This is a genomic window from Streptomyces sp. NPDC096311, from assembly GCF_044763085.1.
In the GTDB taxonomy this organism is placed as follows: domain Bacteria; phylum Actinomycetota; class Actinomycetes; order Streptomycetales; family Streptomycetaceae; genus Streptomyces.
On sequence record NZ_JBIWFN010000007.1, the window covers coordinates 196404 to 218892 of the forward strand.

Below are 22489 nucleotides of genomic sequence, written 5' to 3' on the forward strand. Positions count from 1 at the left end.
ACGCCTCCCCTTCGCGCCGCCGCGCCCGCGTGCAGGCGGTGGCCCCAGAGCGCCCGTCAGACCCGCTCCGCGGTGGTGCCACGCAGGACGAGGCGTGGCGCCAGTACGACCTCGCGGGGCTCGGTGCGGCCCTGGTTCAGGCGCTCGACGGCGGCGACCACCGCATGCCGGGCCTGTTCACGGGCGCTCTGGCTGACCGTGGTCAGATGGAGACAGCTCAGGCGGGAGAGGGCGTCGTCGACGTCGTAGCCGACCACGGACACCTCGCCCGGCACGGCGACCCCGGCACGGGACAGAGCGGCCAGGACGCCAATGGCGGACTGGTCGGCCGTCGCCGAGGACCCGACGATCGACGCCGTCAGCATCGTCGTCGGCAACGCGCTGCACCGGCCGATCGCCGAGGCACTGGTCGCCGCGGGCAAGCACGTGCCGTGCGAGAAACCTCTTGCCGGGTCGAGGGAAGACGCCCGCGCCATGGCCGAGTTGGAGCGCACCGCCGATGTCGTGACCGCCGTCGGGCGCCGTCGGCGTCGGACACGACGTCACCTACTGGACCGAGTTCCTGCGCGCCCTCGCCGAGACCGACCCGGACATGGCCGTGCACAGAGAACACGAGGACGCCGCCTACTCCCGGACCGAGGGACTGGCGCTGGCCGCCAAGAACCTTCAGGGCCCCGCGACCGCCCGGTAGCTCCACCCCACCGCACGGCCCCGCGCCCACCCACCAGGCGCGGGGCCACCGACTGCCCGAGCTCACCCGGTCAGCTGCGAGCCGGCCTCACGAGGAACCCGGTCTCCGCCACGCGAGCTCCCGCACCGGCACTCCCGGTTCGCGATGGGCCACGGTGGTGCGGCGCCCCGGCGTGACGTCACCGTCCGCCGAGCGTCACCTTGGCAGCCTTCGTCCACCCCAGGTCGACCAGCCGCACGTTTCCGCCCGTGCAACGGCCACGGGTCGACCGTTCATACGTGGAGCCGTACCGGTAGGTGCCGTTGCCCTGTGCGTTCGCCGCGGGCTGGGTGAAGTAGGCGACCGACTGGGGCACCTTGTCGCAGGCGACGGCGGTGCCGAAGTACTCGCTGAAGTTGGACGGGACGCCGAGCAGGGTCTGATCGCGCGGCACCCGGAGACTTCCGATGGCGGTGTCGACGCCTGTCTTCATGTTCTGGATCCACGCGCCCCACCACTGCCCTCCCGCGTCCGCGTTCAGGCGCCACACCCGAAGCCGGTAGTCGGCCTGCCGGTCGATGGCATAAGCGAGCCGGCAACTGAGCCCCGTCCCCTCGCCGCCGAACGCCCCGCAGCTCCCCCTGCTGGCGTTGGCGTTCCACAGCGAGAAGATCGCCGTCTCACCGGTCGTGTGATTGAAGCGCGTCCCGTCGGTCTGCAGGCCCATGTACCCGCCGTTGCCCGGTGTGGCCGTGAAGTCCCACATCATGGCCCAGTACGAGTGCTTCGCCTTCTGGGTGATCTGCACCCGCTGGTCGATGTTCCAGAACCCCTTGGCGCCGTGGAAGTTCCATATCGCGTACTCGTTGGCGTCCTGGTGCTGCGCGGCCTGTGCCGGCGCCGTGCTCAGCATGAGCACCGCGCAGACGGCCGCGACGAATCCCAGAACCCCGCGCGCCAGAGAGCGCCGACTCCGTGGGCGTGCCATTTCGCTGTTGATCGTCCCCACCCCCCTGTTCACGCCGACCGCCCCCGCGTCGGCGGTCCGGACCCGGCGGTGGTCGTGCGCCACCACGCTAGGCGAACGGATATAGGTGGCAAAAGGAGCGTGGGGGGAAGTAATGGCACGCTGCCCGAGTGCTCCGTCACGCCCCCTCCACGATGTCCACGCGCCGCATCTGCGCGTACTCGTCCACGCCCCTTCCAGTGCGGTCGCGTCAGCTGCCACCCGTCAGGTAGTGGCCAACAACAGATCTTCTCCGCTCGACGGGCGAAGGCCGTCGGTCCGATCGGCGAAGTAGCGTTCGGCGAGGACGGTTCCCGGCACGTGGTGGACGTCCTTGAAGCCGGCGTCACGGGCCAGCGCCACCATCTCCTGCGGGGCGTAGAAGCTGATGAACGGCGTTCCGGCCGCTTGCGCCTGTGGCTTGGTCGCCTCGAGTGCGGGGCGGTCGGCGTCATCGACGAGTTCGGCCGGCAGCATGAAGGTCATGGCGAGCGTCGAGCCCGGGGCGAGCGGGGCGAGCCGCCGCAGGGTCGCCGCGATGGCGTCTTCGGTGAGGTACATGGTGACGCCGGTGCAGGCGACGACCGTCGGCCGGCCGGGATCGAAGCCGGCGTCGGACAGTTGCTCCCACCAGTCCGCACCGGCCTCGAAGTCGACCGGCACGAGGCGCAGCCAGTCGGGGATCCCGTAGCCGAGTTCGATCAGGCGACGGCGCTTCCAGGCCTGGGTGCCCGGCTGGTCGATCTCGAACACCCTCAGACGGGCGGCGATCTCGGGCCTGCGCTGGGCGAAGGTGTCCAGACCGGCGCCCAGCACGACGTACTGGGCGACGCCGTGGCCGGCCTGTTCGGCCACCAGGTCCTCGATGAATCGGGCTCGGGCCACGATGGCCGCCCGGAACCCGCTGGTGCCCCGCGGGTCCATGTCCGGGCGGAGCTGCCATCCCTCCTCAGGTGCCGCCAGTCGCAGCCCGATCTCGTCCTCGATCACGTGGGGCGGCGGGTCGACCCGCACGTGCATCGCCCGCCAGAGGGCGACGCGCACCGCGGTGCTGTCCGGCACCTCGCTCTGCTCGTCCGCCACGATGCCCCTCTCCTTGCGGTCGGTCACCGAGTCGGCCGTGGACGACCGCGAGGCGAGTTCCCGGCGCACCGGGCGACAGCGTCGCGATCAGCCGGGGCCACGACCGTCCCACACGCCGGGGCCTCAGTAGCCGAAGCTCGTCGTGTAGGCGCACTCGGTGTAGATGTAGCCGGACCTCAGCCTGGCCGTGTCCGAGGCCGGGGACTTCCCGGTTCCGCTCCGGGCCTTGTGCACGAAGTACGTGGTGCCCGCGGGCAGTCGGATGGTCCGTTGTGGATAGTTCTTCCCGCTGTCGTTGCACGGTGTGAAGCCTCGCACCAGCGTGCTGGCGAGGGAGTAGGACGTGCAACTCCCGCAGGCCTTCAGAGGGAAGCTTCCCGTCACCGGCCCCGTGTACATCACGGTGATGTCGTCGGGGCTGTCGTTCTTGACGGTGACGGAGATACTGCCACCGGACGCCGTCGTGGGCAGTCTCTTGCCCGCGGCGGGCACCGTCTGGGCGATTTCCGCCGCGATGGCGATCTTCTGGGCGCGGGCTCGGTTCGTGTGGTGCGGATGGTTCTTGACGAAGTCGTTCATCGTGGTGACGGCCTCGTCGAAGCGCCCGTCCTTGTACTGGTCCACTCCGCAGGCGTACGTACCCGAGTCCGCCGTCCTGTCGGCCCGGTCGGCGTCCTTGCCGAGGTCCCCGGCCACACCCGCTTCTTCTCCGGGCAGCGCACGGACCTGGGTGCCCAGGCTGTTGAGGTGCTGGACAGCCGTGCAGGGATCGCCGCCGGCCACCTGTTTCACGGCCTTGTCGACGGCCGTTTTGACGGTCGGCTCCACTTTCGCGGCCGACGCGGACCGCGGGAACGTCGTCAGGAGATCACTGAAGTGTGTGGGCCAGTCCGCCTCGCCACCGCTCAGCGATTGCGACGCGCACTCGTAGAGCGAGGTCGCCAGCCGATCGTCGGGCCAGGTGGACAGTGCTCCGAGTGCCCGCTTGCCCATGGTCCTCGGTACGGTGCGCAGGTACTTCAGGGGCGCTATGGCGTCGCAGTAGTTCTTCTGGTCGTAGGGCGCACCGACTGTGGCGTAGTACGTCTTGAGCCGGTCGGGGACCCGGGCTGCCGCGCGGGAGCCGGGATGGTCGCCGCGCAGGCCTTGATAGACCGCCAGGGCCCGGCGGTAGGCGGCCTCCGCCGTCGCGAACGGCTGCTCGCCGGCGGTCTGGACGAGCTTGTCCGCCCGCTCCAGCCGGTCCATGAGCATCGCCTCGGTCGCGTCGTCACGCGCGCCGTCGTACAGGGCGACGCCTCCGGTCGGCACGGCCAGAAGGACGACCCCGAGCGCGATCGCGAGCCAGGCGCGCGGCGGCCACACCAGACGGGTCCGCAACCCCACGATCGCACCATGAACGGCCGCGAGACCGAGGAAGACCAGGTAGGCGACGACGGCTGCACCCGGGACGCCGTCCGGGTCCGCGGGGAGGGCCACCAAGAGCAGCAGCGCGGTCGCGACCCAGCACAGCGCCATGAGTCCCCGACGGCGCACCAGTGCGTAACCCAGGCCCAGTCCGCACAGGTTCAGCAGGGCCACCGCGGCCGCTCGGGGCCCGTCAGCCGGAGCGGGCGGCGGTGCGCTCGGCATCGGCGGTACGACGAATCCGGCGCGCGGGCCGTTGTTGTCCCAGGACATGACGGCTCCCCCAGTCAATCACGCCCGAAGTTCTATGACTTGTCAGAGTACGTTCAATCATTCGGACGCGACAGAGGGTGCGCCGCGGCAGTGCGGGCGCACGGGAAGCGGAGTGTCGCCGTCGGGGATCACCTGCCGTCGCCAGGGGTCAGCCGTCCGATCATTACTCACATTTGATTGATCAGTCCAGACTGATAAAACTATTGTTAGTACTTGTGCAGATGGACAGAGAAGCAGGTACCGATCACGCCCACGGACCGAGCGACACCGTCCGGCTCGCCTCCGACCTTCGCCTCGCCGTGGGCCGCATGACCCGACGACTGCGCCAGGCCCACGCCGTGGGGGACGTGTCACTCTCCGGTGTTTCGGTGCTCGCGCGGCTCGCCGCCGACGGCCCCAGTTCCCCGGGATCCCTCGCCGACCTGGAACGCGTACGGCCACAGGCGATGGCCAGCACGCTCGCCGTACTCGAACAGCGCGGGCTCGTCGGTCGTGGCCCCGACGCGGCGGACGGGCGACGGATCATCGTGGCGATCACCGAGGAGGGACGGGCCATGCTGGCGGAGCGGCGCTCCGAGTCCGTACACCGGCTCTCGGCCGTCCTCGACGAGTTCACCCCGGAGGAGCGCGGGACACTCGCGTCGGCCCTGCCCCTCCTCGACCGACTGGCGGAACGGCTGTGACCGCGCCCACCTCGCGCTGGACGCGCCGGAAGGACACCCCCGCGGGCCCCGGCTACAAGTGGGTCGCCCTGTCCAACACCACGCTCGGTGTACTGATCGCCACGATGGACGCCTCCATCGTGATCATCTCGCTGCCCGCGATCTTCCGCGGGATCGGGCTCGACCCGCTCGCGCCCGGCAACATCGGCTATCTGCTCTGGATGATCCTGGGCTATCTCCTGGTGTCGGCCGTACTCGTCGTCGTCCTCGGCCGACTCGGCGACATGTACGGCCGGGTCAAGATCTACAACCTCGGTTTCCTCATCTTCGCCTGTGCCTCCGTCGCGCTGTCCCTCGACCCATTCCGGGCCGGCGCCGGCGCGATGTGGCTGATTCTCTGGCGCATCGTGCAGGCCTTCGGCGGGTCCATGCTCACCGCCAACTCGGCCGCGATCCTCACCGACGCCTTCCCCACCCGGCAGCGCGGCATGGCCCTCGGCATCAACCAGATCACCGCGCTCGCCGGCCAGTTCCTCGGCCTCCTCGCCGGTGGCCTCCTCGCCGCCGTCGACTGGCGCGCGGTGTTCTGGGTGAGCGTGCCGATCAGCATCACCGGGACCATCTGGTCGTACCTGAGCCTGCGCGAGACCGCGGCGGGGCGCCCCGGACGCATCGACTGGCTGGGCAACATCACCTTCGCCGCGGGCGCCGGAATCCTGCTGGCCGGCATCACCTACGGCATCCAGCCCTACGGCTCCGACGCCACCGGCTGGGGAAATCCGTGGGTGCTCAGCGGCCTGATCGGCGGCGTCGTCCTGCTGCTGCTCTTCTGCTACGTCGAGTCGCGCGTGGCCGACCCCATGTTCACCCTGTCGCTGTTCAAGATACGGGCGTTCGCCGCGGGCAACCTGGCGGCGCTGCTGACCGCGATCGCACGCGGCGGGCTGCAGTTCATGCTCATCATCTGGCTGCAGGGCATCTGGCTGCCCCTGCACGGCTACGCGTTCGAGGACACCCCGCTGTGGGCGGGCATCTTCATGCTGCCGCTGACGCTCGGCTTCCTGATCGCGGGCCCTGTCTCGGGCTACCTGTCGGACCGGTTCGGCGCCCGGATGTTCTCCACGGCCGGACTGGTCGTCGTCGCGGTGTCCTTCCTCGGGCTGCTCGCGCTGCCCATCAACTTCGACTACGGGCTCTTCGCGGCGCTGCTCCTGCTCAACGGGCTGGGCCAGGGCATGTTCTCCGCGCCGAACACGTCCTCGATCATGGGCAGCGTGCCGCCCGAGTACCGGGGCGTCGCCTCGGGCATGCGCTCCACGTTCCAGAACTCGGGCACCGCTCTGTCCATCGGTGTGTTCTTCTCCCTGATGGTCTCCGGACTGGCCTCATCCCTGCCCGCGGCGCTCAGCAGCGGACTCCAGGCGCACGGCGTACCGGCCGGCACCGCCGAGCACGCCGCGTCGCTGCCCCCGGTGAGCACGTTGTTCGCCACGTTCCTCGGCAACAACCCCATCGAGCACCTGCTCGGATCCGGCGGAACCCTCACCCACCTCACGGCGGCCCAGCACGCCACCCTGACCGGTCACGCCTTCTTCCCGCAACTGGTCTCCGGCCCGTTCCACCACGGACTGGCCATCGTCTTCAGCGTCGCCGCGGGCATGGCGCTGGTCTCCGCCCTCGCTTCGGCCCTACGCGGCGGGCCGCGTCCCGCCCAGGACAACCCGCCGCAGAGCCGACCGCCCGCTGCGGCCGGCCCGGCACCGGCGGAACAGCGCCGGAACAACGCACCCTCGTAGGCACGGGTCCTCGTCCAGGCCTGGCCGTGCGACACCGGTGGGCGGCCCGGGACCGGCCGTCGACCGCTCCCAGGCGATCTCAACCGGCGATCTCAACGCTGAGTTGGGAGCCCAGCTCCTCGAAACCCAGTACGGCGGCGACACGCCGGGAGGCGGGAGGCCGCGCGCGCCATTGCGGCAGGAGTCCGGCAGCGAGGGCATGCTCGACCGTCGCCGAGCCCGTCACCCGCGCCAGCCCGCGTCCTCGCGCTCCCGGCGCCGTCAGCACGCCGATGTGCGCAGTCCGACTCGGCCAGACCCGATATCCGGCGGCGGCAGCCACCTGCCCATGTTCTCGGACTACGAACACGGGCGACGTGATCTCGTCCAGTGCGGCCTCACCGGCGTCCTCACGACCTGCCGCCTGCTCCAGCAGCCGCAGTTCCGGGTGGCCGGCCGGCAGTCGCTCCACTGTCGCCGCACCGGCTTCCACCGGACGAAAAGCCTCCAAAGACACGTAAGAAAGCGCTGCCGGCCCCAGCACCCGGGCCACGGGCAGCACCTCCCGGACCGCGACGCCATCCACGACGTCTCCCACCGGCAGACCCGCCACCGCGTCGCGAACGATCACGGCGGCGCTCTCGCTCGGCACGGTCACGATCGCCGATCCGCCCAGGGCGACGACTCCGACCCAGCCGACCGGGCACAGCCCGGACTCCGCGGAGACCACCACGTTCACACCGCCCGTCGGCGTGAACGACACCGGCACCCGGGCCAGGCCCTCCCACAGCAAACGGGCTCTGACCAGCAGCGGTTCTCTCGACATGGCCCGCATCCTGCCAGCATGCCCCAGCTCCCACGATCGTCGGGCCGAAGCCTCATGGAGCCTTCCGGCGAGAGGTGATCGCCCTTCGCCGTCTTGACTCGGCGGCTCCGCCCCTCTAGTTCTGTCATGTCTGCGACAGTTCAACATACTGACTCCTGTTCGAAATGCCGAATCACTGGGTGGGGTGGACGACATGACGATGAAGGAACAGCGGCGCGACGGCGACGCGGAGAAGCGGGCCGGTGACGACGCGGTCGAGGACTCGCGCGGCGCCCCGGGTGGCGGCGTATCACGGCGTCGGGCTCTGCAACTGGGCGCGGTCGCCGTGGGCACGACAGCGCTCGAGTTCGACCCGCCGGCCGCAGCGTCCGATCAGGACGGTCCGGCCCGGGTCGGGTGGGCCAGGGAGCGGTCGTTCGACGAAGGGTGGCTCTTCTTCCGCGGCGACACGAGCGACGCCGCGGACCCGTCCTTCGACGACGGTTCCTGGCGGGCGCTCGACCTTCCGCACGACTGGAGCATCGAGGACCTCCCGTACGCCACCTCCACCGACGGCGGAGCGACCAGCGACCCGTCCCTCCTCGTGCTCAAGGAACCCGACCCGTCGCCGCCCGAACCTCCCCAGGTGATAGGCCCGTTCGACACGAAGAACAGTCAGAACGGCGGCTCGACCGGATACACGGTGGGCGGGATCGGCTGGTACCGCAAGCACTTCAGGGTGCCGGAGCTCGGCGGCGGTCGTTCCACGTCGGGCCTCGACGCGGGCGGGCCACAGGTCGAGCTGCGGTTCGACGGCGTCCACCAGAACGCGGACGTCTGGCTCAACGGCGTACACCTGGGCTTCCACCCTTACGGCTACACGGCGTTCGCCTACGACCTGACCCCGCACCTGAACCCGACAGGTCCGAACGTGCTCGCCGTCCGGGTCGACAACAGCGGCCAGAACAGCCGCTGGTACTCGGGATCGGGGATCTACCGGCATACGTGGCTGACCGTGACGGGGCCCGTGCGGATCCCGCTCTGGGGCGTTCACGTGACGACGCCCGAGGTGAGCGAGCGCCGCTCGGTCGCTCACGTGGAGGTGTCGGTCACCAACCTCGGCGCACGGCCCGCCCCGGCGTCCGTACGGGTCACGGTCCTTGACCCGCGCGGGCACGTCGTGGCCACGCGACACGCGCCCGCACGGAGTGTCGGACCGGGCGTCACGGCCGACTCGTCGCTCGACATCCCGATCGAGCGGGCCGCGCTGTGGTCCCCCGGCTCACCGAACCTCTCCATCGCACGCGCCGAAGTGCTGGTGCGCGGCAGGGTCGTCGACACCGTCACCGTCAGGTTCGGGATCCGCTCACTGGTGTGCAACGGCCGGGTCGGCTTCCTGCTCAACGGCGAACCGCTCAAGATCACCGGTGGGTGTGTCCACCACGACCACGGGCCGATGGGGTCCGTCGCGCTCGACCGCTCGGAGGAACGCCGGGTCGAGATCCTCCAGGCGGCCGGCTTCAACGCCCTGCGCACCGCCCACAATCCGCCGACACCCGCTCTGCTCGACGCCTGCGACCGGCTCGGCATGCTCGTGATGGACGAGTTCTTCGACGTGTGGGACACGGGCAAGAACCCCCAGGACTATTCCGTGTACTTCCCCGAATGGTGGGAGCGGGACCTGACCAGCGCGGTGCTGCGGGACCGCAACCACCCCAGCGTGGTGATCTGGTCCCTGGGAAACGAGATCACCGACAGGACGAACGGACGGCGGGGCGCACAGCTCGCGGATCGTCTGCGTTCCCTCGACCGAACCCGCCCGATCACCCTGGGCGGCGGCTCGACCTTCAGCGCGGACGATCCGTCCTGGAGTTACGTCGATGTGGGCGACGTGCACTACAACGCGAACGGCAAGGGCTACGGGCCCCTGCACGACGCCCACCCCGAGCGGGCGATGACCCAGAGCGAGGGCTTTCCCGCGACGATCCACCAGGACACGAAGTTCGTGAACGACCACACGTGGGCCGTAGGGAACTGGGTCTGGGCCGCCTGGGACTATCTCGGAGAGTCCGGGATCGGCAAGACGCCGATGGCCCCCGAGGGCACGGCCGCGGGCATCGGCGACCAGGACGTCATGCCCGGCTGGTCGATCGCCCGGACGCTGCACCACTCCTGGGGCGGCTTCGGCTACCCGTATCCCTACTTCCAGGGGAACTGCGGGGACATCGATCTGATCGGCCGGCGTAAACCGCAGAACCACTGGCGGGCGGCCGTGTCCGGCGTCAGCCCCGTGGAGATGCTGGTGGAGCGTCCGACGCTACCGGGGACCGAGCAAGTGGCCGTCTGGTGGGGCTACTTCGACGAGTTGGCGAGCTGGACCTGGGACGTGGAGCCCGGCCGCCCGATGACGGTTCATGTCTACACGCCGGGCGACCGTGTGCGGCTGCTGCTCAACGGTGCCGAGATGCCGGGCGGCGCCGCGACTCCCGAACGTTCCATGGCCACGTTCACCGTGCCGTACGCCCCCGGCGAGTTGACGGCGGTCGCCCTCCGCGACGGTGAGGAGATCGGCCGGACGACGCTCGGGACGGTGGGCGCTCCGGCCGCGTTGCGGCTCATTTCGGACGTCACGGATCTCACCACGAGCCGCGACGACCTCGCGCACGTACGCGTCGAAGTGACCGACAGCCAGGGCCGTCTCGTCCCCGACGCGACGCTCGAGGTGACGTTCCGGGTCAACGGCGCGGGTGAGCTCGCCGCCGTGGGCAACGGCAATCCGCACAACGTCGACAGCTTCCGGCAACCACGCCGCCACACCTGGCACGGGCAGGCACTCGCGATCCTCCGGCCCGCGAAGAGGCCGGGCCGCGTCACCCTCACCGCGAGCTCACCCGGACTGCGGCCGGCGGCACTCACGCTGGCAGTCGGTCAGCAGCGAACCCGCTCGGACCGAGCTCAGCCGTAGCCCGGGCCGCATACCGGAAGAGGGGGTCGGGGTCACCAACACCGCGCTCACCGCCGCTCGTTCGGAGGACTTTCCCTGCGTGGTGCCGTCGCTCTGTCTCCGAATCCCCGCGGAATTGTCCGTGATCGGTAACAGACGCATCCCCCGGCGGTCCATCGCCGTCCTCACGGGTGCACGAGATCCACAAGGACGACGAGGAGTGGGGCGGACATGTCGCGGCATGGGGGACGGGGTTGGCACGGGCGGGTTCTCGCGGCGGCGGTCGGGGTGACGGCGGCGGCTGCCGCCACCTCGATGTGGACCGCGCAGGCCAATCCCGTCGAGGGGCGGCACACGCCGGCCGGCAGCTCGGCGCACTCCGGCGCGCCGAACGCCGGGTCCAAGGCTCCGGGCGGGAAGCCGGTGTCGGTGGACATCGCCCATGCCTCGGACCGCGGGGCCCACGGTGTCAACATCACCATCGACGACGGACCGGACCCCACGTGGACGCCGCAGGTCCTCCAGGTGCTGCGGGACAACGGCGTGAAGGCCACCTTCTGCATGGTGGGCACCCAGGCCCAGGCCCACCCGGAGCTGGTCAAGGCGGTGGTGGCCGCCGGGCACCGGCTGTGCGACCACACCGTCTCGCACGACACGACCATGGACACCAAGTCGCAGGCCTACCAGTCCCAGCAGATCCTGGACGCCGAACGCATGATCACCCAGGCCTCCGGAGGCGTCCGGCCGGAGTACTACCGCGCCCCGGGCGGCGCCTTCACCCCCTACAGCCGCCACCTCGCCGCCTCCCACGGCATGCGACCGCTCGGCTGGAACGTCGACTCCAAGGACTTCGAACACCCCGGCACGGGCGCCATCATCGCCACCGTCAAGAGCGAGATCTCCAACGGCCCGACCATCCTCTTCCACGACGCCGGCGGGGACCGCTCCCAGACCGTGGCCGCCCTGCGTGAGGTCCTGCCCTGGCTGAAGCAGCAGGGGTACTCCTTCGGCTTTCCCGTGCGCTGAGTACCCGCCACTCGTCCTCTCAGCGGATGAGTCCGACCCTTCAGCGAGTGAGTCCGGCCTGGTCGCAGGCGGGCCGGAGCTCGGGGGTGCAGATCTCGTCGACCGTGTACATGCCGTCCTTGAGGAGCGTCGGCTTGATCTTGTCCACCGTCACCGCCCTCGGCGTGAGCAGGACGGAGGGGATGTGTCTGGTGGTGGAGCTGTCGGTCGTCGTCGTGGCGAACTCGCCGAGGTCCTCGCCGCGTCCCAGGGCGACGGCCATGGCGGCGGCCGCGGCAGCCTCCGCCTTGAAGGGTTTGTAGACCGTCATGTACTGCTCGCCCCTGACAATGCGCCGCACGGCGTCGAGGTCGGCGTCCTGACCGGTGACGGGAGGAAGGTCCTTGACCCGGGCGCTCTTGAGAGCGGCGATGACGCCCGCGGCGATGGTGTCGTTGGCCGCCAGGACGCCGTCGATCCGGTCCGGGCCCAGGGCCGCCATCGCGGCGGACATATTGGCGTGGGCGCTGTCCATGCTCCAGCCCTGGGTGTCGTACGCCCTTCCGATCTCCACCCTGCCGGAGACGACGGACAGTGCGCCGCTGCGGAACCAGTCCGCGTTGGGGCTGCTCGGATCGCCGTTCATCATGACGACGGTTGCGCCGTTGGCCTTGTCGCCCATGGCCTTCAGGAGCGCCTCGCCCTGGAGCCTGCCGACCTGCGCGCCGTCGAAACTGACGTAGCCCGAGACCGGGCCTTCGGCGAGCCGGTCGTAGGCGACGACCGGGACACCCGCCTCGTGCGCCTCCTGGATCGAGGAGCGCAGCGCCCTGGTGTCGGTGGCGTCGAGGATGAGGACCTTGACCCCTTTGGTGATCATGGAGCTCATCTGTTGCCGCTGCCTCATCGCGTCGTTCTGGGCGTTGGCGTAGTCCAAGGTGCAGTGGGGGCAGAGTTGTTTCAGCCGCTTCTCGATCAGCGGCTTGTCGGACCGCTCCCAGCGGGGGACGGTTCGGCTCGGGAGCAGCAGGCCGACGGTGAAGCCGTCCTTGCCCCTCTCCTCTTCCACTTCTTCGCAGGCGGCCAGGCACGTCGTCATGAATCCCGCGACGAGCACCGCGACGACGTGCCGTGTACGGGTCCTCATGGCAGACCCCCTCGCTCCGTCCGGGGCCCCGCGTCCACGTGAGCCTGCTCGCAGTGCGGCACGACGAGCTCGCTCCACACCTGTTTGCCGCCGGCCACCGGCACGGAGCCGAAGGACTCCGACATCGCTTCGACGAGCAGCAGCCCTCGGCCGCCGGTCGCGTCCCAGTCCACGATCACCGGCTTGGCCGGGGCACGCGGTGAGCAGTCGCTCACGCTGACCCGCACCCGGTCCCCGCGGAGCATCAGGTCGACGCGGACCGGGCCCTGAGTGTGCACGAGGCCGTTGGTGACCAGTTCCGACACGACCAGCAACGCCGCGTCGGTCACTTCTTCGACCTTCCACCGACGCAGCGCGCGTGCGGTGAAACGGCGTGCATGCATGACGGCGTCGGGCAGCCGCCACACCGCCCAGCCGGCCCGTATCGGTCGGGTCTTCATGCCGTCGTAGCGCAGCAGCAACAGCGCCACGTCGTCCTCACGAGGGTCGAGTTCGCCGAGCAGTTCGTCGGCCATTTCTCCCGGATCCGCCGGATCAGCCGCGGCGAGCGCGCTGCGGGTCCGGTCCATGCCCTCGTCCAGGGGCAGGTCGACGGCCTCGACCAGGCCGTCGGTGACCATGACGATCACCGTGCCGGGGGCCAGCGCGCAGGTGGTCATGGGGAACTCCGCGTCCGCGAGGATGCCCAGCGGGAGTCCGCCCTCGACCTGTACCTCCTCGGTCCTGCCGTCGGGATGGCGCACCAGCGGTGCGAGGTGCCCGGCCCGTACGAACAGGGCGTTGCCCTCCTCCATGTCCAGCTCGGCATAGCAGCAGGTGGCGAACAGATCGGTCTCCATACCGACGAGGAGCCGGTTGGCGTGCGAGACGACCACGTCGGGCGGATGGCCCTCCACGGCGTACGCCCTGATCGCGGTGCGCATCTGGCCCATGATCGTCGCGGCTCCGGCGCTGTGTCCCTGCACGTCTCCGATGACCAGCGCCACCCGGTCCTCGGAGAGGGCTATGACGTCGTACCAGTCACCGCCCACCTGCAAGCCCCGTCTGGCGGGCAGATAGCGGGCGACGGCCGTCCCGCCGGGCAGCTCGGGCAGGCGCCGGGGCAGGAGACTGCGCTGCAGCATCGTCGCGAGCTCCTGTTCGGCGTCGTGCGCGCGCGCACGTTTGAGTGCCTGTCCCACCAGCGCCGCAGTGGCGGTCAGCAGGAACCGCTCCTCGGGGACGAACTCGTGCGGCTGGTCCCAGCCGACCAGGCACACGCCGGCGACCCAGCCCTTGGCGGGGAGCGGCAGGACGGCCAGACCTCCGGCGCCGATGCCCGCGAGTCCGGGTTCGAGGGCCGCGCCGACGGGCCACAGATCCATACGTCCGTCCCGCAGAGCCATCTGAAGGGTGGGCAGGGCGCTGACCGGCGCGTCGGGCCACTCCGAACGCCACTCGGAACGCCACCACTGCGGCCAGGCGGCGGGCTCGGGCGGATCGAGCACGGTGACGGCGAGCCGGTCGTCCTGCAACTCGGCGAGCGCCACCCGGTCGGCGCCCAGCGGCTCGCCCAGCGCGGTGACCACCACTCGGCTGACATCACGGACCGTTACGGCATCGTCGAGTGCGGCAGTCAGCCACTGGATCCTGGACACGTCGTCGGCGCTCTGTCGCAGGACCGAGGTCGCCGTCACCACACCCCGGACCTGCTCCGGCCGGCCGTCGAAGCCGGCCGCCACCTGGCAGCTCAGGCTCAGCCAGCGCATCTCACCGGTCGGGCGGCGGACACGGAACTCCAGTTCCCGCCGGCCGACCGTCTGGGTGGAGGGCTCCAGCACCGACATCAGCGCGTGCATGTCCTCCGGGAGGGCATGCGCGAGCAGGGTGTCCGCCTTGCCGTCGAAGTCATCGGGCGTGATGCCGGCGAGCTCGAGCAGCGTCTCGTCCGCCTCGATCAGGCCGGTGTCCGGCGTGATGACGAAGGAGCCGACGCACAGACTCCGCAGGGCCGGACTCAGTAGCGGCGGAGCGGGCCGCCCGGTTCCTGCCCGGAGCACGGCGCCGACGGCGTCGGCGTACTGCTCCAGGAAGCGCCGTTGCTCGGCCTCGAAGCCGTCCGCCGAATCCCCCACGACGACGAGGCAGCCCAGCCGCCGGCCCTCCGTCCCGAGGGGCAGCGCGGCGAGCGACGTCTCCGGCCGCGGAGGCGTGGGCCCGCCCGTGGAGTAGGAGGCGAGCGCATCGGGGGTCAGCCACAGTGGTCGGCCGGTGCGAAAGGTGTGCGCCGCGGGTGAATCAGCGGACAGGGGCAAACGCTCCGGCAGTCCGTACTCGCAACGGGCACATCCGGCCGTTTCCACCAGCCGAAGCTCCTGATTCCCGGCACCGGGCAGATAGACCGCTGTCAGCGCCGCCCCCGCGAACGTCAGGGCCCGCTCGCTCGTCACCGCCTCCGGCACCGGAGGCGGTGAACCGGTGTCGGCAGCGTCGGCGGCGGCGTCGTCGGCCTGATATGCCCGTGGCTCCACACCAGAATCGTATATGGGTATTAATGGGACATATTCCTCAGCCGGTGTCACACTTACGACGTGGTCGTCCTGCCACCGGGCCCTCGCCGCGCGAGGTGAAGGACAGGGAGGTCTCTCGCATGAAGGCCTGCATCCGGGGCGCGGCCGTCGTCATGGCCGCGATCTCGACGGCCGTCGCTCTCACGGCCTGCGGGCACGACGCCGGGAACAGCTCCGGCGGTGGCAAGAACCTGACGATCGGTCTGCTGCTGCCGGACGCCACCACGACTCGCTGGGAGACACAGGACACGCCGCTGCTCACGAAGAAGATCACGGAGCTGTGCCACAACTGCACGGTCGAGCACGTCAACGCCAAGGGCGATGTGGCCACCCAGCAGGAACAGATGGACTCGATGATCACCAGGGGGGTCGATGCCATCGTGCTCGTGGCCGTCGACGCCAGATCACTCGGCGTCGCGGTCAAGAAGGCCCATGCGGCAGGTATCCCGGTCATCGCCTACGACCGTCTCTCCGAGGGCCCGATCTCCGGTTATGCCTCCTTCGACGGCGAAGAGGTCGGCAGGCTCCAGGGCAGGGCACTGCTGAAGGCGATGGGCGCCAAGGCGCGCACCGGTGCGATCGTCATGCTGAACGGCGATCCCAGCGACCCCAACGCGGTGGCGTTCAAGAAAGGCGCACTGTCCGTGCTCAACGGGAGAGTGAAGATCGGCAAGGCCTACGACATCCTGCACTGGCGGCCGGACACCGCGAACCTCGACATGTCCGGCGCCATCTCCGCCCTCGGCGTCTCCACCATCCACGGGGTCTACGCCGCCAACGACGGGCTCGCCGCGGGCAGCATCTCCGCCCTCAAGGCGAACAAGGTCGCCCCCCTGCCTCCCGTCACCGGGCAGGACGCCGAACTGGGGGCCCTGCGGCGCATCGTCGCAGGCGATCAGTACATGACCGTCTACAAACCCTTCCCACCCGAGGCTTCCGCCGCCGCGGCCATGGCCGTGGCCGCGGCCCGCCATGAAAACCTCGACCGGGTCGCCACGGGCAAGGTGCGGACCCGCGACGGGAGGACGGTTCCCGCCGCCCTGCTCACCCCCGTGTCCGTGACCGTCGGCAACATCAAGAACACCCTGGTGAAGGACGGCGTCTACACGATCCGGCAGATCTGCACGCCTCAACTCGCGGCCGCATGCGGCAAGGCGGGGCTCACCTGACAGGCGGGTTCCGAGCAGGTCCGGGCCCCGGGAAGGAGATGGTGACCGTGCCGACTCCCCCCTTGCTGGCGCTGCGTGGCGTGTGCAAGCGCTATGGCGTCGTCGAGGTCCTCACCGACATCGAACTGGAGATTTACGCCGGCCAGGTCCTCGCTCTTCTCGGGGACAACGGGGCCGGCAAGTCCACCCTCGTCAATGTCATCTCCGGCGTCACCCCCGCGGACAAGGGCACCATCGAGTGGGAAGGCCGGGCGGTCCCCATCAAACGCCCCCACGACGCCCGGGACCTCGGTATCGCCACCGTCTACCAGGACCTCGCGCTGTGCGGGAACCTCGATGTGGTCGGCAACCTCTTCCTCGGGCGCGAGATCCGCAGGTTCGGGTTCCTCGACGAGGTGGAGATGGAGCGCCGTACCAAACACCTGCTGGAACGCCTGACCAGAGGTGTCCCCGATCTGCGGGTTCCCACCGTCTCACTCTCCAGTGGCCAGCGGCAGACAGTCGCCATCGCCCGCTCACTCCTCGGCAGCCCGCGAGTTCTTCTCCTGGACGAACCGACCGCGGCTCTGGGATTCGAGCAGACGCGCGAGGTCCTGGACCTCGTCGACCAGCTGCGCGACCGTGGCCTGGGCGTACTGCTCATCAGTCACAACCTGGGCGACGTCAAAGCCCTCGCGGACCGGGCCGCCGTGCTGCGGCTCGGTCGCAACAACGGCTTCTTCGACGTGAACACCGCATCTCAGGAACAGATCATCTCCTCCATCACCGGCGCCACGGAGAACGTGCCCCACCGGATGGCCTCCCCCGAGTCGGGGTGGTGAAAGGAATGCGCAGGACGGCCGACAACGCTCAGGCCGAACCCACCGAACCCGACGCCGAGGCCCCGCAGCCCCACCGCGGGCAGCCCTTCGTCCGTGCCCTCGCCCGTGTCGTCGATCGCTGGGCCGCCGTCGCCCGGCGCAAGCTCAGCGCCGGCGAACTGGGCTCACTGCCCGTCGTCCTCGTCCTCGCGGCGGTCTGGATCACCTTCCAGTCCCTGAACCAGAACTTCCTCTCGCCCCGGAACCTGTCCAATCTCAGCGTGGACGTCGCGGGCACCGGCCTCATCGCGGTCGGCATCGTCTTCGTCCTGCTGATCGGTGAACTCGACCTGTCGGTCGGCTCGATCAGTGGTCTCGCGGCGGCCGTCTTCGCCGTTCTCGACGTCAACAGCGGCGTGCCCGAGTGGCTTGCCGCCATCATCGGGGTGCTGACGGGTACCGCGGCGGGAACCATCCAGGGCTTCTCCTTCGCGAAAACCCGGGTGCCCGCGTTCGTCGTCACGCTCGCGGGACTGCTCACCTGGAACGGCTTCATGCTGTACATCCTCGAGTCCAGCGGCACCGTCAACCTCGACGAGAGCGGCCTCGTCGCCAAGCTGACCAGCTACTACTTCACCAATGACGCCGTCGCCTACGGCCTGGCGGCGATCGCCGCGGCCACGGTCTTCCTCGTGCGCTACGAGGACAGACGGCGCCGCAAGACCGTCGGCATGCCGTATCGCTCGCTGCGGGGAATCGTGGCGCGCACCGGAGTACTCGCGGTGATCGCGTTCACCGGCGCGTATCTGCTCAACCGTTTTCAGGGCCTGCCGCTCGCCCTCCTGATCTTCCTCGTCGTGGTGGCCGGTCTGGACATCGTGCTGCGCCGCACGCACTACGGACGGCAGATCTACGCACTCGGCGGCAGCGTCGAGGCGGCCCGTCGCGCCAGTCTCAGTGTCACGGGGGTGCGGACCGCGGTGCTCGCGATCTCGGGCACCATGGCCGCGATCGGCGGTCTGTTCCTCGCCTCGCGCATCACCTCGGTGAGCCAGAGTTCGGGCTCGGGCGTCCTGCTGCTCAACGCGATCGCGGCAGCCGTCATCGGGGGCACCAGCCTGTTCGGAGGACGCGGCACCACCTGGTCTGCCGCGCTCGGCATGCTGATCATCCAGTCGATCGCCTCGGGCATGGCGCTCACGGACACCCCGGCTGCCGTCCAGTTCGTCATCACGGGCGGGGTGCTCTTCGCCGCGGTGGTCATCGACTCGCTGTCACGCCGCTCGCAGAAGGCACACGGGCGGGCTTGACGGATATCGCCCGGGATCAACGTGGCAGGTTTGGCCGCGAGCTACGAGGCTGCTGTGAATTCGTGCGGCGTTTGAACGCTGCCGGGCCCGTCTGCGTATGGCATGGGGGATTTCCATGTCTGGCCTGCCACGGGACGTAGGAGTACACACGTGAGACGCAACACGCGCAGACGCCCCATGGGGGCACAGCGTGCAACTTTTGCCGCAGCCGCACTGATACTGGGCGGCGGAGGGCTGGTAGCGGTCAATGTCTACGCTTCAGCGACCGAGAGCGGCTCGGCCGGTGAGCCCGGTCAGGCGAACCCGAGCAACCAGACCTGGGCATCGGGTGCCGCCACGATCGACTGTCCGGACGTGGGCAGCGAACTCGCCGAAGTGCCACAGCAGGCGAGGGCGGAGGTCGACAAGGAACTCGCCCTTCTCGACCAGCAGGTCTCCGAGGCGTACGCACGAATGACCTCGGAGAAGCAGGCCAAGGCACAGGACGCGGACTTCGTCCAGAACGCGATCCTCGGTCCGCTGAAGGAGAAGCGGGGTGCGGTCATCGACCGCATCAAGACCGACTTCAAGAACGCGGGCGCCGAAGCCCCGAACGCGCTCGACGCGCTGGCCACCTGCACCGCGGTCCCCGCGGACCAGACCCAGAACAACGCCGGTGGCCAGAACGGCAACGGCCAGCAGCAGAACAACAACGGCGGCCAGCAGGGCGGGCAACAGGGCGGCGGCCAGCAGGGCGGCGGCGCGAGCCCCGTCAGCGGCCCCGTCGCAGCGGACTTCGTGGACATCACGACGCTCCAGCCGAACGTGCCGCAGAAGCCGGGCAGCAGCGGCAACGCATCGACCGGCACGTTCACCAGCTCGTGCGGCGTGAACGCCAACAAGAAGTTCAACACCGACAACGTGATCGTCGCCCCCGGTGTCACCAACGGCGCCCACCACCTGCACGACTATGTCGGCAACCAGTCGAACGACGCGTTCGCCACGAACGACGATCTCGCCAAAGCCGCGACCACGTGCCAGAACCAGGGCGACAAGTCCACGTACTACTGGCCGGTGCTTCGAGTGCAGGACGGTACGCAGGAGTTCGACGCCGACAAGAACGGCGGCGGCCTGGAGGGCAACGTCGGGAAGGTCCTGCAGGCGAAGCAGGCGCAGATCGAGTTCATCGGCAACCCGCAGAGCAAGGTCGTCGAGATGCCGACGTTCCTGCGCATCATCACGGGCGACGCGAAGGCGTTCACCAACGGCCCCGCGAACGCCAACGCCCACTGGAGCTGCACCGGCTTCGAGGACAAGGTGCAACTGACGGACAAGTACCCGATCTGTCCCCAGGGCAGCAGCGTGGTGCGGTCGTTCGCCTTCCAGAGCTGCTGGGACGGTCAGAACATCGACAGCGCCAACCACCGCACGCACGTCGCCTTCGCCGACGCCAACGGCAACTGCGCGGGCGGCTTCAAGGCGATCCCGCAGCTGACGATGCGCCTGCTCTACGACGTTCCCGCGCCGACCCTCGAGAACGGCCAGGTGAAGAACCCGTACGCCGTGGACGGGTTCCCGGAGCAGGTGCACAAGGCGATCACCGACCACGACGACTTCATCAACGTCTTCGACGCATCCCTCATGCGGGAGATGGTGGACTGCATCAACGCCGGACGACAGTGCGGCGACGGCGCTGGTGGAGAAACCGGCGGCGGTGCTGGTGACAATGGCGGTGCGGGTGGCAACGGCGGTGGCGGCGGTGCCGGCACGGGCGAGCCGTCGCAGGGCGAGCCGTCCCCGAGTCCTGACGCCTCCTCCGGCGGCAACGAAGCGACGGCCTCCGCAACCCCCACGGACACACAGACCACGCAGCCTCCGGCCAGCACGCCCGGCACCACCGAACCGACACGCGGCGGCCAGACCACCGGCACCGGTACCGGCCACACCGTCATCGTCCCCAAGGCGGACACGTCGCCCTCGGCCGCGGCGAGCGACACGGCCGCCGCGCACGAGCACCACGGAAGCGAAGCGACCCACCGCGCGCAGACGCCGGCCGCGGGCGCGGACGCCCCGTCCACGCAGGCGACAGCGCAGGAAACGTCGCAGGCAGGTTCGCAGTCGCAGTCGCAGTCGCAGACCGAACCGCAGGCGGTCACCGGCGATCTGGCCGACACCGGCACCAACCTCTGGCCGGCCGCGGCCGGAGGGGTTCTCGTGATCGCGGGCCTGGTGCTCCTGCGCCGCATCCGGCGCAGCTCCGTGTAACAACACACCTGGGCCGCACACACCGCGCCGCCCGTACCCGCACGCCGCGGGTACGGGCGGCGCGGTGTCACTCCGGCGCGCTGTCAGCGTCGCCCGGGAATCACGTGGGCCTCGGCGGTTTGATCCACCCCAGCGACCGCTCGACGGCGCGCTGCCAGTTGCCGTATTCCAGGTCCCGCCGCTCGGGGTCCATGTCCGGCAGCCACTGGGCGGCCCGGTGCCAGTTGCGGCGCAGCACTTCCAGGTCCGGCCAGTAGCCGGCGGCGAGCCCCGCGGCATAGGCGGCGCCGAGGGAGACCGTCTCGGCGACCATGGGCCGCACCACGGGCACATCGAGCACATCGGCCACGAACTGCATGAGCAGGTTGTCCGCTGTCATGCCGCCGTCCACCTTGAGCTCCTTCAGCGCGACCGAGAAGTCGGCGTTCATGGCGTCGACGACCTCGCGCGTCTGCCAGCCGGTGGCCTCCAGGACGGCTCGGGCCAGGTGTCCCTTGGTGATGTAGGAGGTGAGACCGACGATGACACCGCGTGCGTCGCTGCGCCAGTGGGGTGCGAAGAGACCCGAGAACGCGGGGACGATGTAGCAACCGCCGTTGTCCTCGACCGTCCGCGCGAGCGTCTCGATCTCCGGCGCGCTGTTGATCAGCCCCAGGCGGTCACGGAACCACTGGACCAGCGAGCCGGTGACGGCTATCGATCCTTCCAGGGCATAGACCGGGGGCTGGTCCCCGATCTTGTAGGCGACGGTCGTGAGGAGTCCGTGCCGGGACCGCACGAGATCGGTACCGGTGTTGAGCAGCAGAAAGCTGCCCGTTCCGTACGTGCACTTCGCCTCACCCGGTGTGAAGCAGGTCTGGCCGAACAGGGCGGCCTGCTGATCACCGAGAGCTGCCGTGATGCGGACACCAGGCAGGACCGAGCGGGCATCCCCGTAGCCCTCGGCCGAGGACCGGATCTCGGGCAGCATGGGGCGGGGCACCCCGAAGAACTCCAGCAGCTCCTCGTCCCAGGTGAGGGCCCGGATGTTCATCAGCATGGTGCGACTGGCGTTGGTGGCGTCGGTGATGTGCAGGCCACCTTCCGCGCCCCCGGTGAGGTTCCAGATCAGCCAGCTCTCCATCGTGCCGAACAGCACCTCGCCGTCCTTGGCGCGTTGATCCAGTCCGTTCACATGGTCGAACAGCCAGCGGATCCGCGGTGCCGAGAAGTAGGTCGAGGGGGGCAGACCGCAACGCTCGAGAAAGAATTCGTCCCCGGGCCGGTTTCTCAGCTCCTCGACGAGCGGTGCCGTACGCGTGTCCTGCCAGACGATCGCCCTGCCCAGCGGCGCACCCGTCCGCCGGTCCCACAGCACCGTCGTCTCGCGCTGATTGGCGATACCGATCGCGGCGACCTCTCCCGCCCCGACACCGGCGTCGGAGAGCGCCTCGGGCATGATGCGCCGCAGATTGCGCCAGATCTCGACGGCGTCGTGCTCGACCCAGCCGGGCTTGGGGAAGTGCTGCTGATGCTCCCGCTGGACGACCGACACCAGCCGCCCATGGTGGTCGAACAGAATGCATCGGGTGGAGTTGGTGCCCTGATCGATGGACATCACATACCGTTCAACCATGATCCGGTCTGCCTTCCGATGTGTC

Annotated in this window: 17 protein-coding genes; 9 read left to right on the plus strand and 8 right to left on the minus strand. The window is 69.7% G+C overall.

The genetic code is table 11. The features are described from left to right. Window positions 1-56: 56 nt before the first annotated feature. Entirely contained in the window at window positions 57-422 is a 366-nt protein-coding gene (locus tag ACIRA5_RS19750) for a substrate-binding domain-containing protein (protein WP_403692274.1), read from the minus strand. Between ACIRA5_RS19750 and ACIRA5_RS19755 the strand changes: the two genes are divergently transcribed. Further along, on the plus strand, window positions 313-867 hold the full coding sequence (locus ACIRA5_RS19755) for a Gfo/Idh/MocA family oxidoreductase (RefSeq protein ID WP_403692276.1): 555 nt from the start codon (window positions 313-315) through the stop codon (window positions 865-867). The genes ACIRA5_RS19750 and ACIRA5_RS19755 overlap by 110 nt on opposite strands. 2 nt (window positions 868-869) lie before the next feature. On the opposite strand, the gene ACIRA5_RS19760 is transcribed toward ACIRA5_RS19755, so the two are convergent. The 3 genes from ACIRA5_RS19760 to ACIRA5_RS19770 all read right to left on the minus strand — a co-directional run bounded on the left by ACIRA5_RS19760 (window position 870) and on the right by ACIRA5_RS19770 (window position 4439). After that, the gene (locus ACIRA5_RS19760) at window positions 870-1658 is read right to left on the minus strand and encodes a DUF3472 domain-containing protein (protein ID WP_403692279.1); all 789 of its coding nucleotides are present in this window, start codon (window positions 1656-1658) and stop codon (window positions 870-872) included. A 243-nt stretch (window positions 1659-1901) separates the two neighbouring features. Next, window positions 1902-2759 carry a class I SAM-dependent methyltransferase gene (locus ACIRA5_RS19765; protein WP_403692745.1) on the minus strand — a complete coding sequence of 286 codons (858 nt, stop codon included), beginning with the start codon at window positions 2757-2759 and terminating at the stop codon, window positions 1902-1904. Between the two features lie 123 nt (window positions 2760-2882). Then, window positions 2883-4439: a hypothetical protein gene (locus tag ACIRA5_RS19770; RefSeq protein WP_403692282.1), complete on the minus strand. Its 1557-nt coding sequence runs from the start codon at window positions 4437-4439 to the stop codon at window positions 2883-2885. 221 nt (window positions 4440-4660) lie between these two features. Between ACIRA5_RS19770 and ACIRA5_RS19775 the strand changes: the two genes are divergently transcribed. Both ACIRA5_RS19775 and ACIRA5_RS19780 read left to right on the plus strand, forming a co-directional pair. Then, window positions 4661-5122, plus strand: a complete 462-nt coding sequence (locus ACIRA5_RS19775) for a MarR family winged helix-turn-helix transcriptional regulator (protein ID WP_403692285.1) — start codon at window positions 4661-4663, stop codon at window positions 5120-5122. A gap of 104 nt (window positions 5123-5226) precedes the next feature. Then, window positions 5227-6897 carry an MFS transporter gene (locus ACIRA5_RS19780; RefSeq protein ID WP_403692747.1) on the plus strand — a complete coding sequence of 557 codons (1671 nt, stop codon included), beginning with the start codon at window positions 5227-5229 and terminating at the stop codon, window positions 6895-6897. 79 nt (window positions 6898-6976) lie between these two features. Here ACIRA5_RS19780 and ACIRA5_RS19785 read toward each other — a convergent pair whose 3' ends face one another. After that, the gene (locus tag ACIRA5_RS19785) at window positions 6977-7702 is read right to left on the minus strand and encodes a GNAT family N-acetyltransferase (protein WP_403692288.1); all 726 of its coding nucleotides are present in this window, start codon (window positions 7700-7702) and stop codon (window positions 6977-6979) included. Window positions 7703-7895: 193 nt separating this feature from the next. Between ACIRA5_RS19785 and ACIRA5_RS19790 the strand changes: the two genes are divergently transcribed. Both ACIRA5_RS19790 and ACIRA5_RS19795 read left to right on the plus strand, forming a co-directional pair. Next, window positions 7896-10646 (plus strand): glycoside hydrolase family 2 TIM barrel-domain containing protein, encoded by a 2751-nt coding sequence (locus ACIRA5_RS19790; protein WP_403692290.1) that lies wholly within the window; start codon window positions 7896-7898, stop codon window positions 10644-10646. A 210-nt stretch (window positions 10647-10856) separates the two neighbouring features. Next, the gene (locus ACIRA5_RS19795) at window positions 10857-11651 is read left to right on the plus strand and encodes a polysaccharide deacetylase family protein (protein ID WP_403692293.1); all 795 of its coding nucleotides are present in this window, start codon (window positions 10857-10859) and stop codon (window positions 11649-11651) included. A 40-nt stretch (window positions 11652-11691) separates the two neighbouring features. Here ACIRA5_RS19795 and ACIRA5_RS19800 read toward each other — a convergent pair whose 3' ends face one another. Together ACIRA5_RS19800 and ACIRA5_RS19805 are read right to left on the minus strand one after the other, a co-directional pair. Next, a complete protein-coding gene (locus ACIRA5_RS19800; protein ID WP_403692296.1) occupies window positions 11692-12777 on the minus strand; it encodes a sugar ABC transporter substrate-binding protein in 1086 nt (361 codons plus the stop codon). Next, window positions 12774-15218 (minus strand): SpoIIE family protein phosphatase, encoded by a 2445-nt coding sequence (locus tag ACIRA5_RS19805; protein WP_403692749.1) that lies wholly within the window; start codon window positions 15216-15218, stop codon window positions 12774-12776. Before ACIRA5_RS19805 ends, ACIRA5_RS19800 begins: the two co-directional genes overlap by 4 nt. A gap of 188 nt (window positions 15219-15406) precedes the next feature. Here ACIRA5_RS19805 and ACIRA5_RS19810 point away from each other — a divergent pair, with 188 nt between their 5' ends. From ACIRA5_RS19810 to ACIRA5_RS19825, 4 genes are all read left to right on the plus strand, one after another. Further along, window positions 15407-16495: a substrate-binding domain-containing protein gene (locus ACIRA5_RS19810; RefSeq protein ID WP_403692298.1), complete on the plus strand. Its 1089-nt coding sequence runs from the start codon at window positions 15407-15409 to the stop codon at window positions 16493-16495. A 38-nt stretch (window positions 16496-16533) separates the two neighbouring features. Next, on the plus strand, window positions 16534-17316 hold the full coding sequence (locus ACIRA5_RS19815) for an ATP-binding cassette domain-containing protein (RefSeq protein ID WP_403692299.1): 783 nt from the start codon (window positions 16534-16536) through the stop codon (window positions 17314-17316). Window positions 17317-17321: 5 nt separating this feature from the next. After that, window positions 17322-18605 carry a sugar ABC transporter permease gene (locus ACIRA5_RS19820; RefSeq protein ID WP_403692302.1) on the plus strand — a complete coding sequence of 428 codons (1284 nt, stop codon included), beginning with the start codon at window positions 17322-17324 and terminating at the stop codon, window positions 18603-18605. Window positions 18606-18782: 177 nt separating this feature from the next. After that, window positions 18783-20849, plus strand: a complete 2067-nt coding sequence (locus tag ACIRA5_RS19825; RefSeq protein WP_403692751.1) for a DUF1996 domain-containing protein — start codon at window positions 18783-18785, stop codon at window positions 20847-20849. A gap of 100 nt (window positions 20850-20949) precedes the next feature. Here the strand turns inward: ACIRA5_RS19825 and glpK are convergent, their stop codons facing one another. Next, a complete protein-coding gene (glpK, locus tag ACIRA5_RS19830) occupies window positions 20950-22464 on the minus strand; it encodes a glycerol kinase GlpK (protein WP_403692304.1) in 1515 nt (504 codons plus the stop codon). Window positions 22465-22489 lie beyond the last annotated feature (25 nt).

Coding starts and splice junctions, on each gene's coding strand:
- ACIRA5_RS19755 (WP_403692276.1), top strand. CDS start 313: ATGGCGGACTGGTCGGCCGTCGCCGAGGACCCGACGATCGACGCCGTC.
- ACIRA5_RS19760 (WP_403692279.1), bottom strand. CDS start 1,658: ATGGCACGCCCACGGAGTCGGCGCTCTCTGGCGCGCGGGGTTCTGGGA.
- ACIRA5_RS19770 (WP_403692282.1), bottom strand. CDS start 4,439: ATGTCCTGGGACAACAACGGCCCGCGCGCCGGATTCGTCGTACCGCCG.
- ACIRA5_RS19775 (WP_403692285.1), top strand. CDS start 4,661: ATGGACAGAGAAGCAGGTACCGATCACGCCCACGGACCGAGCGACACC.
- ACIRA5_RS19780 (WP_403692747.1), top strand. CDS start 5,227: ATGGACGCCTCCATCGTGATCATCTCGCTGCCCGCGATCTTCCGCGGG.
- ACIRA5_RS19785 (WP_403692288.1), bottom strand. CDS start 7,702: ATGTCGAGAGAACCGCTGCTGGTCAGAGCCCGTTTGCTGTGGGAGGGC.
- ACIRA5_RS19790 (WP_403692290.1), top strand. CDS start 7,896: ATGACGATGAAGGAACAGCGGCGCGACGGCGACGCGGAGAAGCGGGCC.
- ACIRA5_RS19795 (WP_403692293.1), top strand. CDS start 10,857: ATGTCGCGGCATGGGGGACGGGGTTGGCACGGGCGGGTTCTCGCGGCG.
- ACIRA5_RS19800 (WP_403692296.1), bottom strand. CDS start 12,777: ATGAGGACCCGTACACGGCACGTCGTCGCGGTGCTCGTCGCGGGATTC.
- ACIRA5_RS19810 (WP_403692298.1), top strand. CDS start 15,407: ATGAAGGCCTGCATCCGGGGCGCGGCCGTCGTCATGGCCGCGATCTCG.
- ACIRA5_RS19815 (WP_403692299.1), top strand. CDS start 16,534: ATGGTGACCGTGCCGACTCCCCCCTTGCTGGCGCTGCGTGGCGTGTGC.
- ACIRA5_RS19820 (WP_403692302.1), top strand. CDS start 17,322: ATGCGCAGGACGGCCGACAACGCTCAGGCCGAACCCACCGAACCCGAC.
- ACIRA5_RS19825 (WP_403692751.1), top strand. CDS start 18,783: ATGGGGGCACAGCGTGCAACTTTTGCCGCAGCCGCACTGATACTGGGC.
- glpK (WP_403692304.1), bottom strand. CDS start 22,464: ATGGTTGAACGGTATGTGATGTCCATCGATCAGGGCACCAACTCCACC.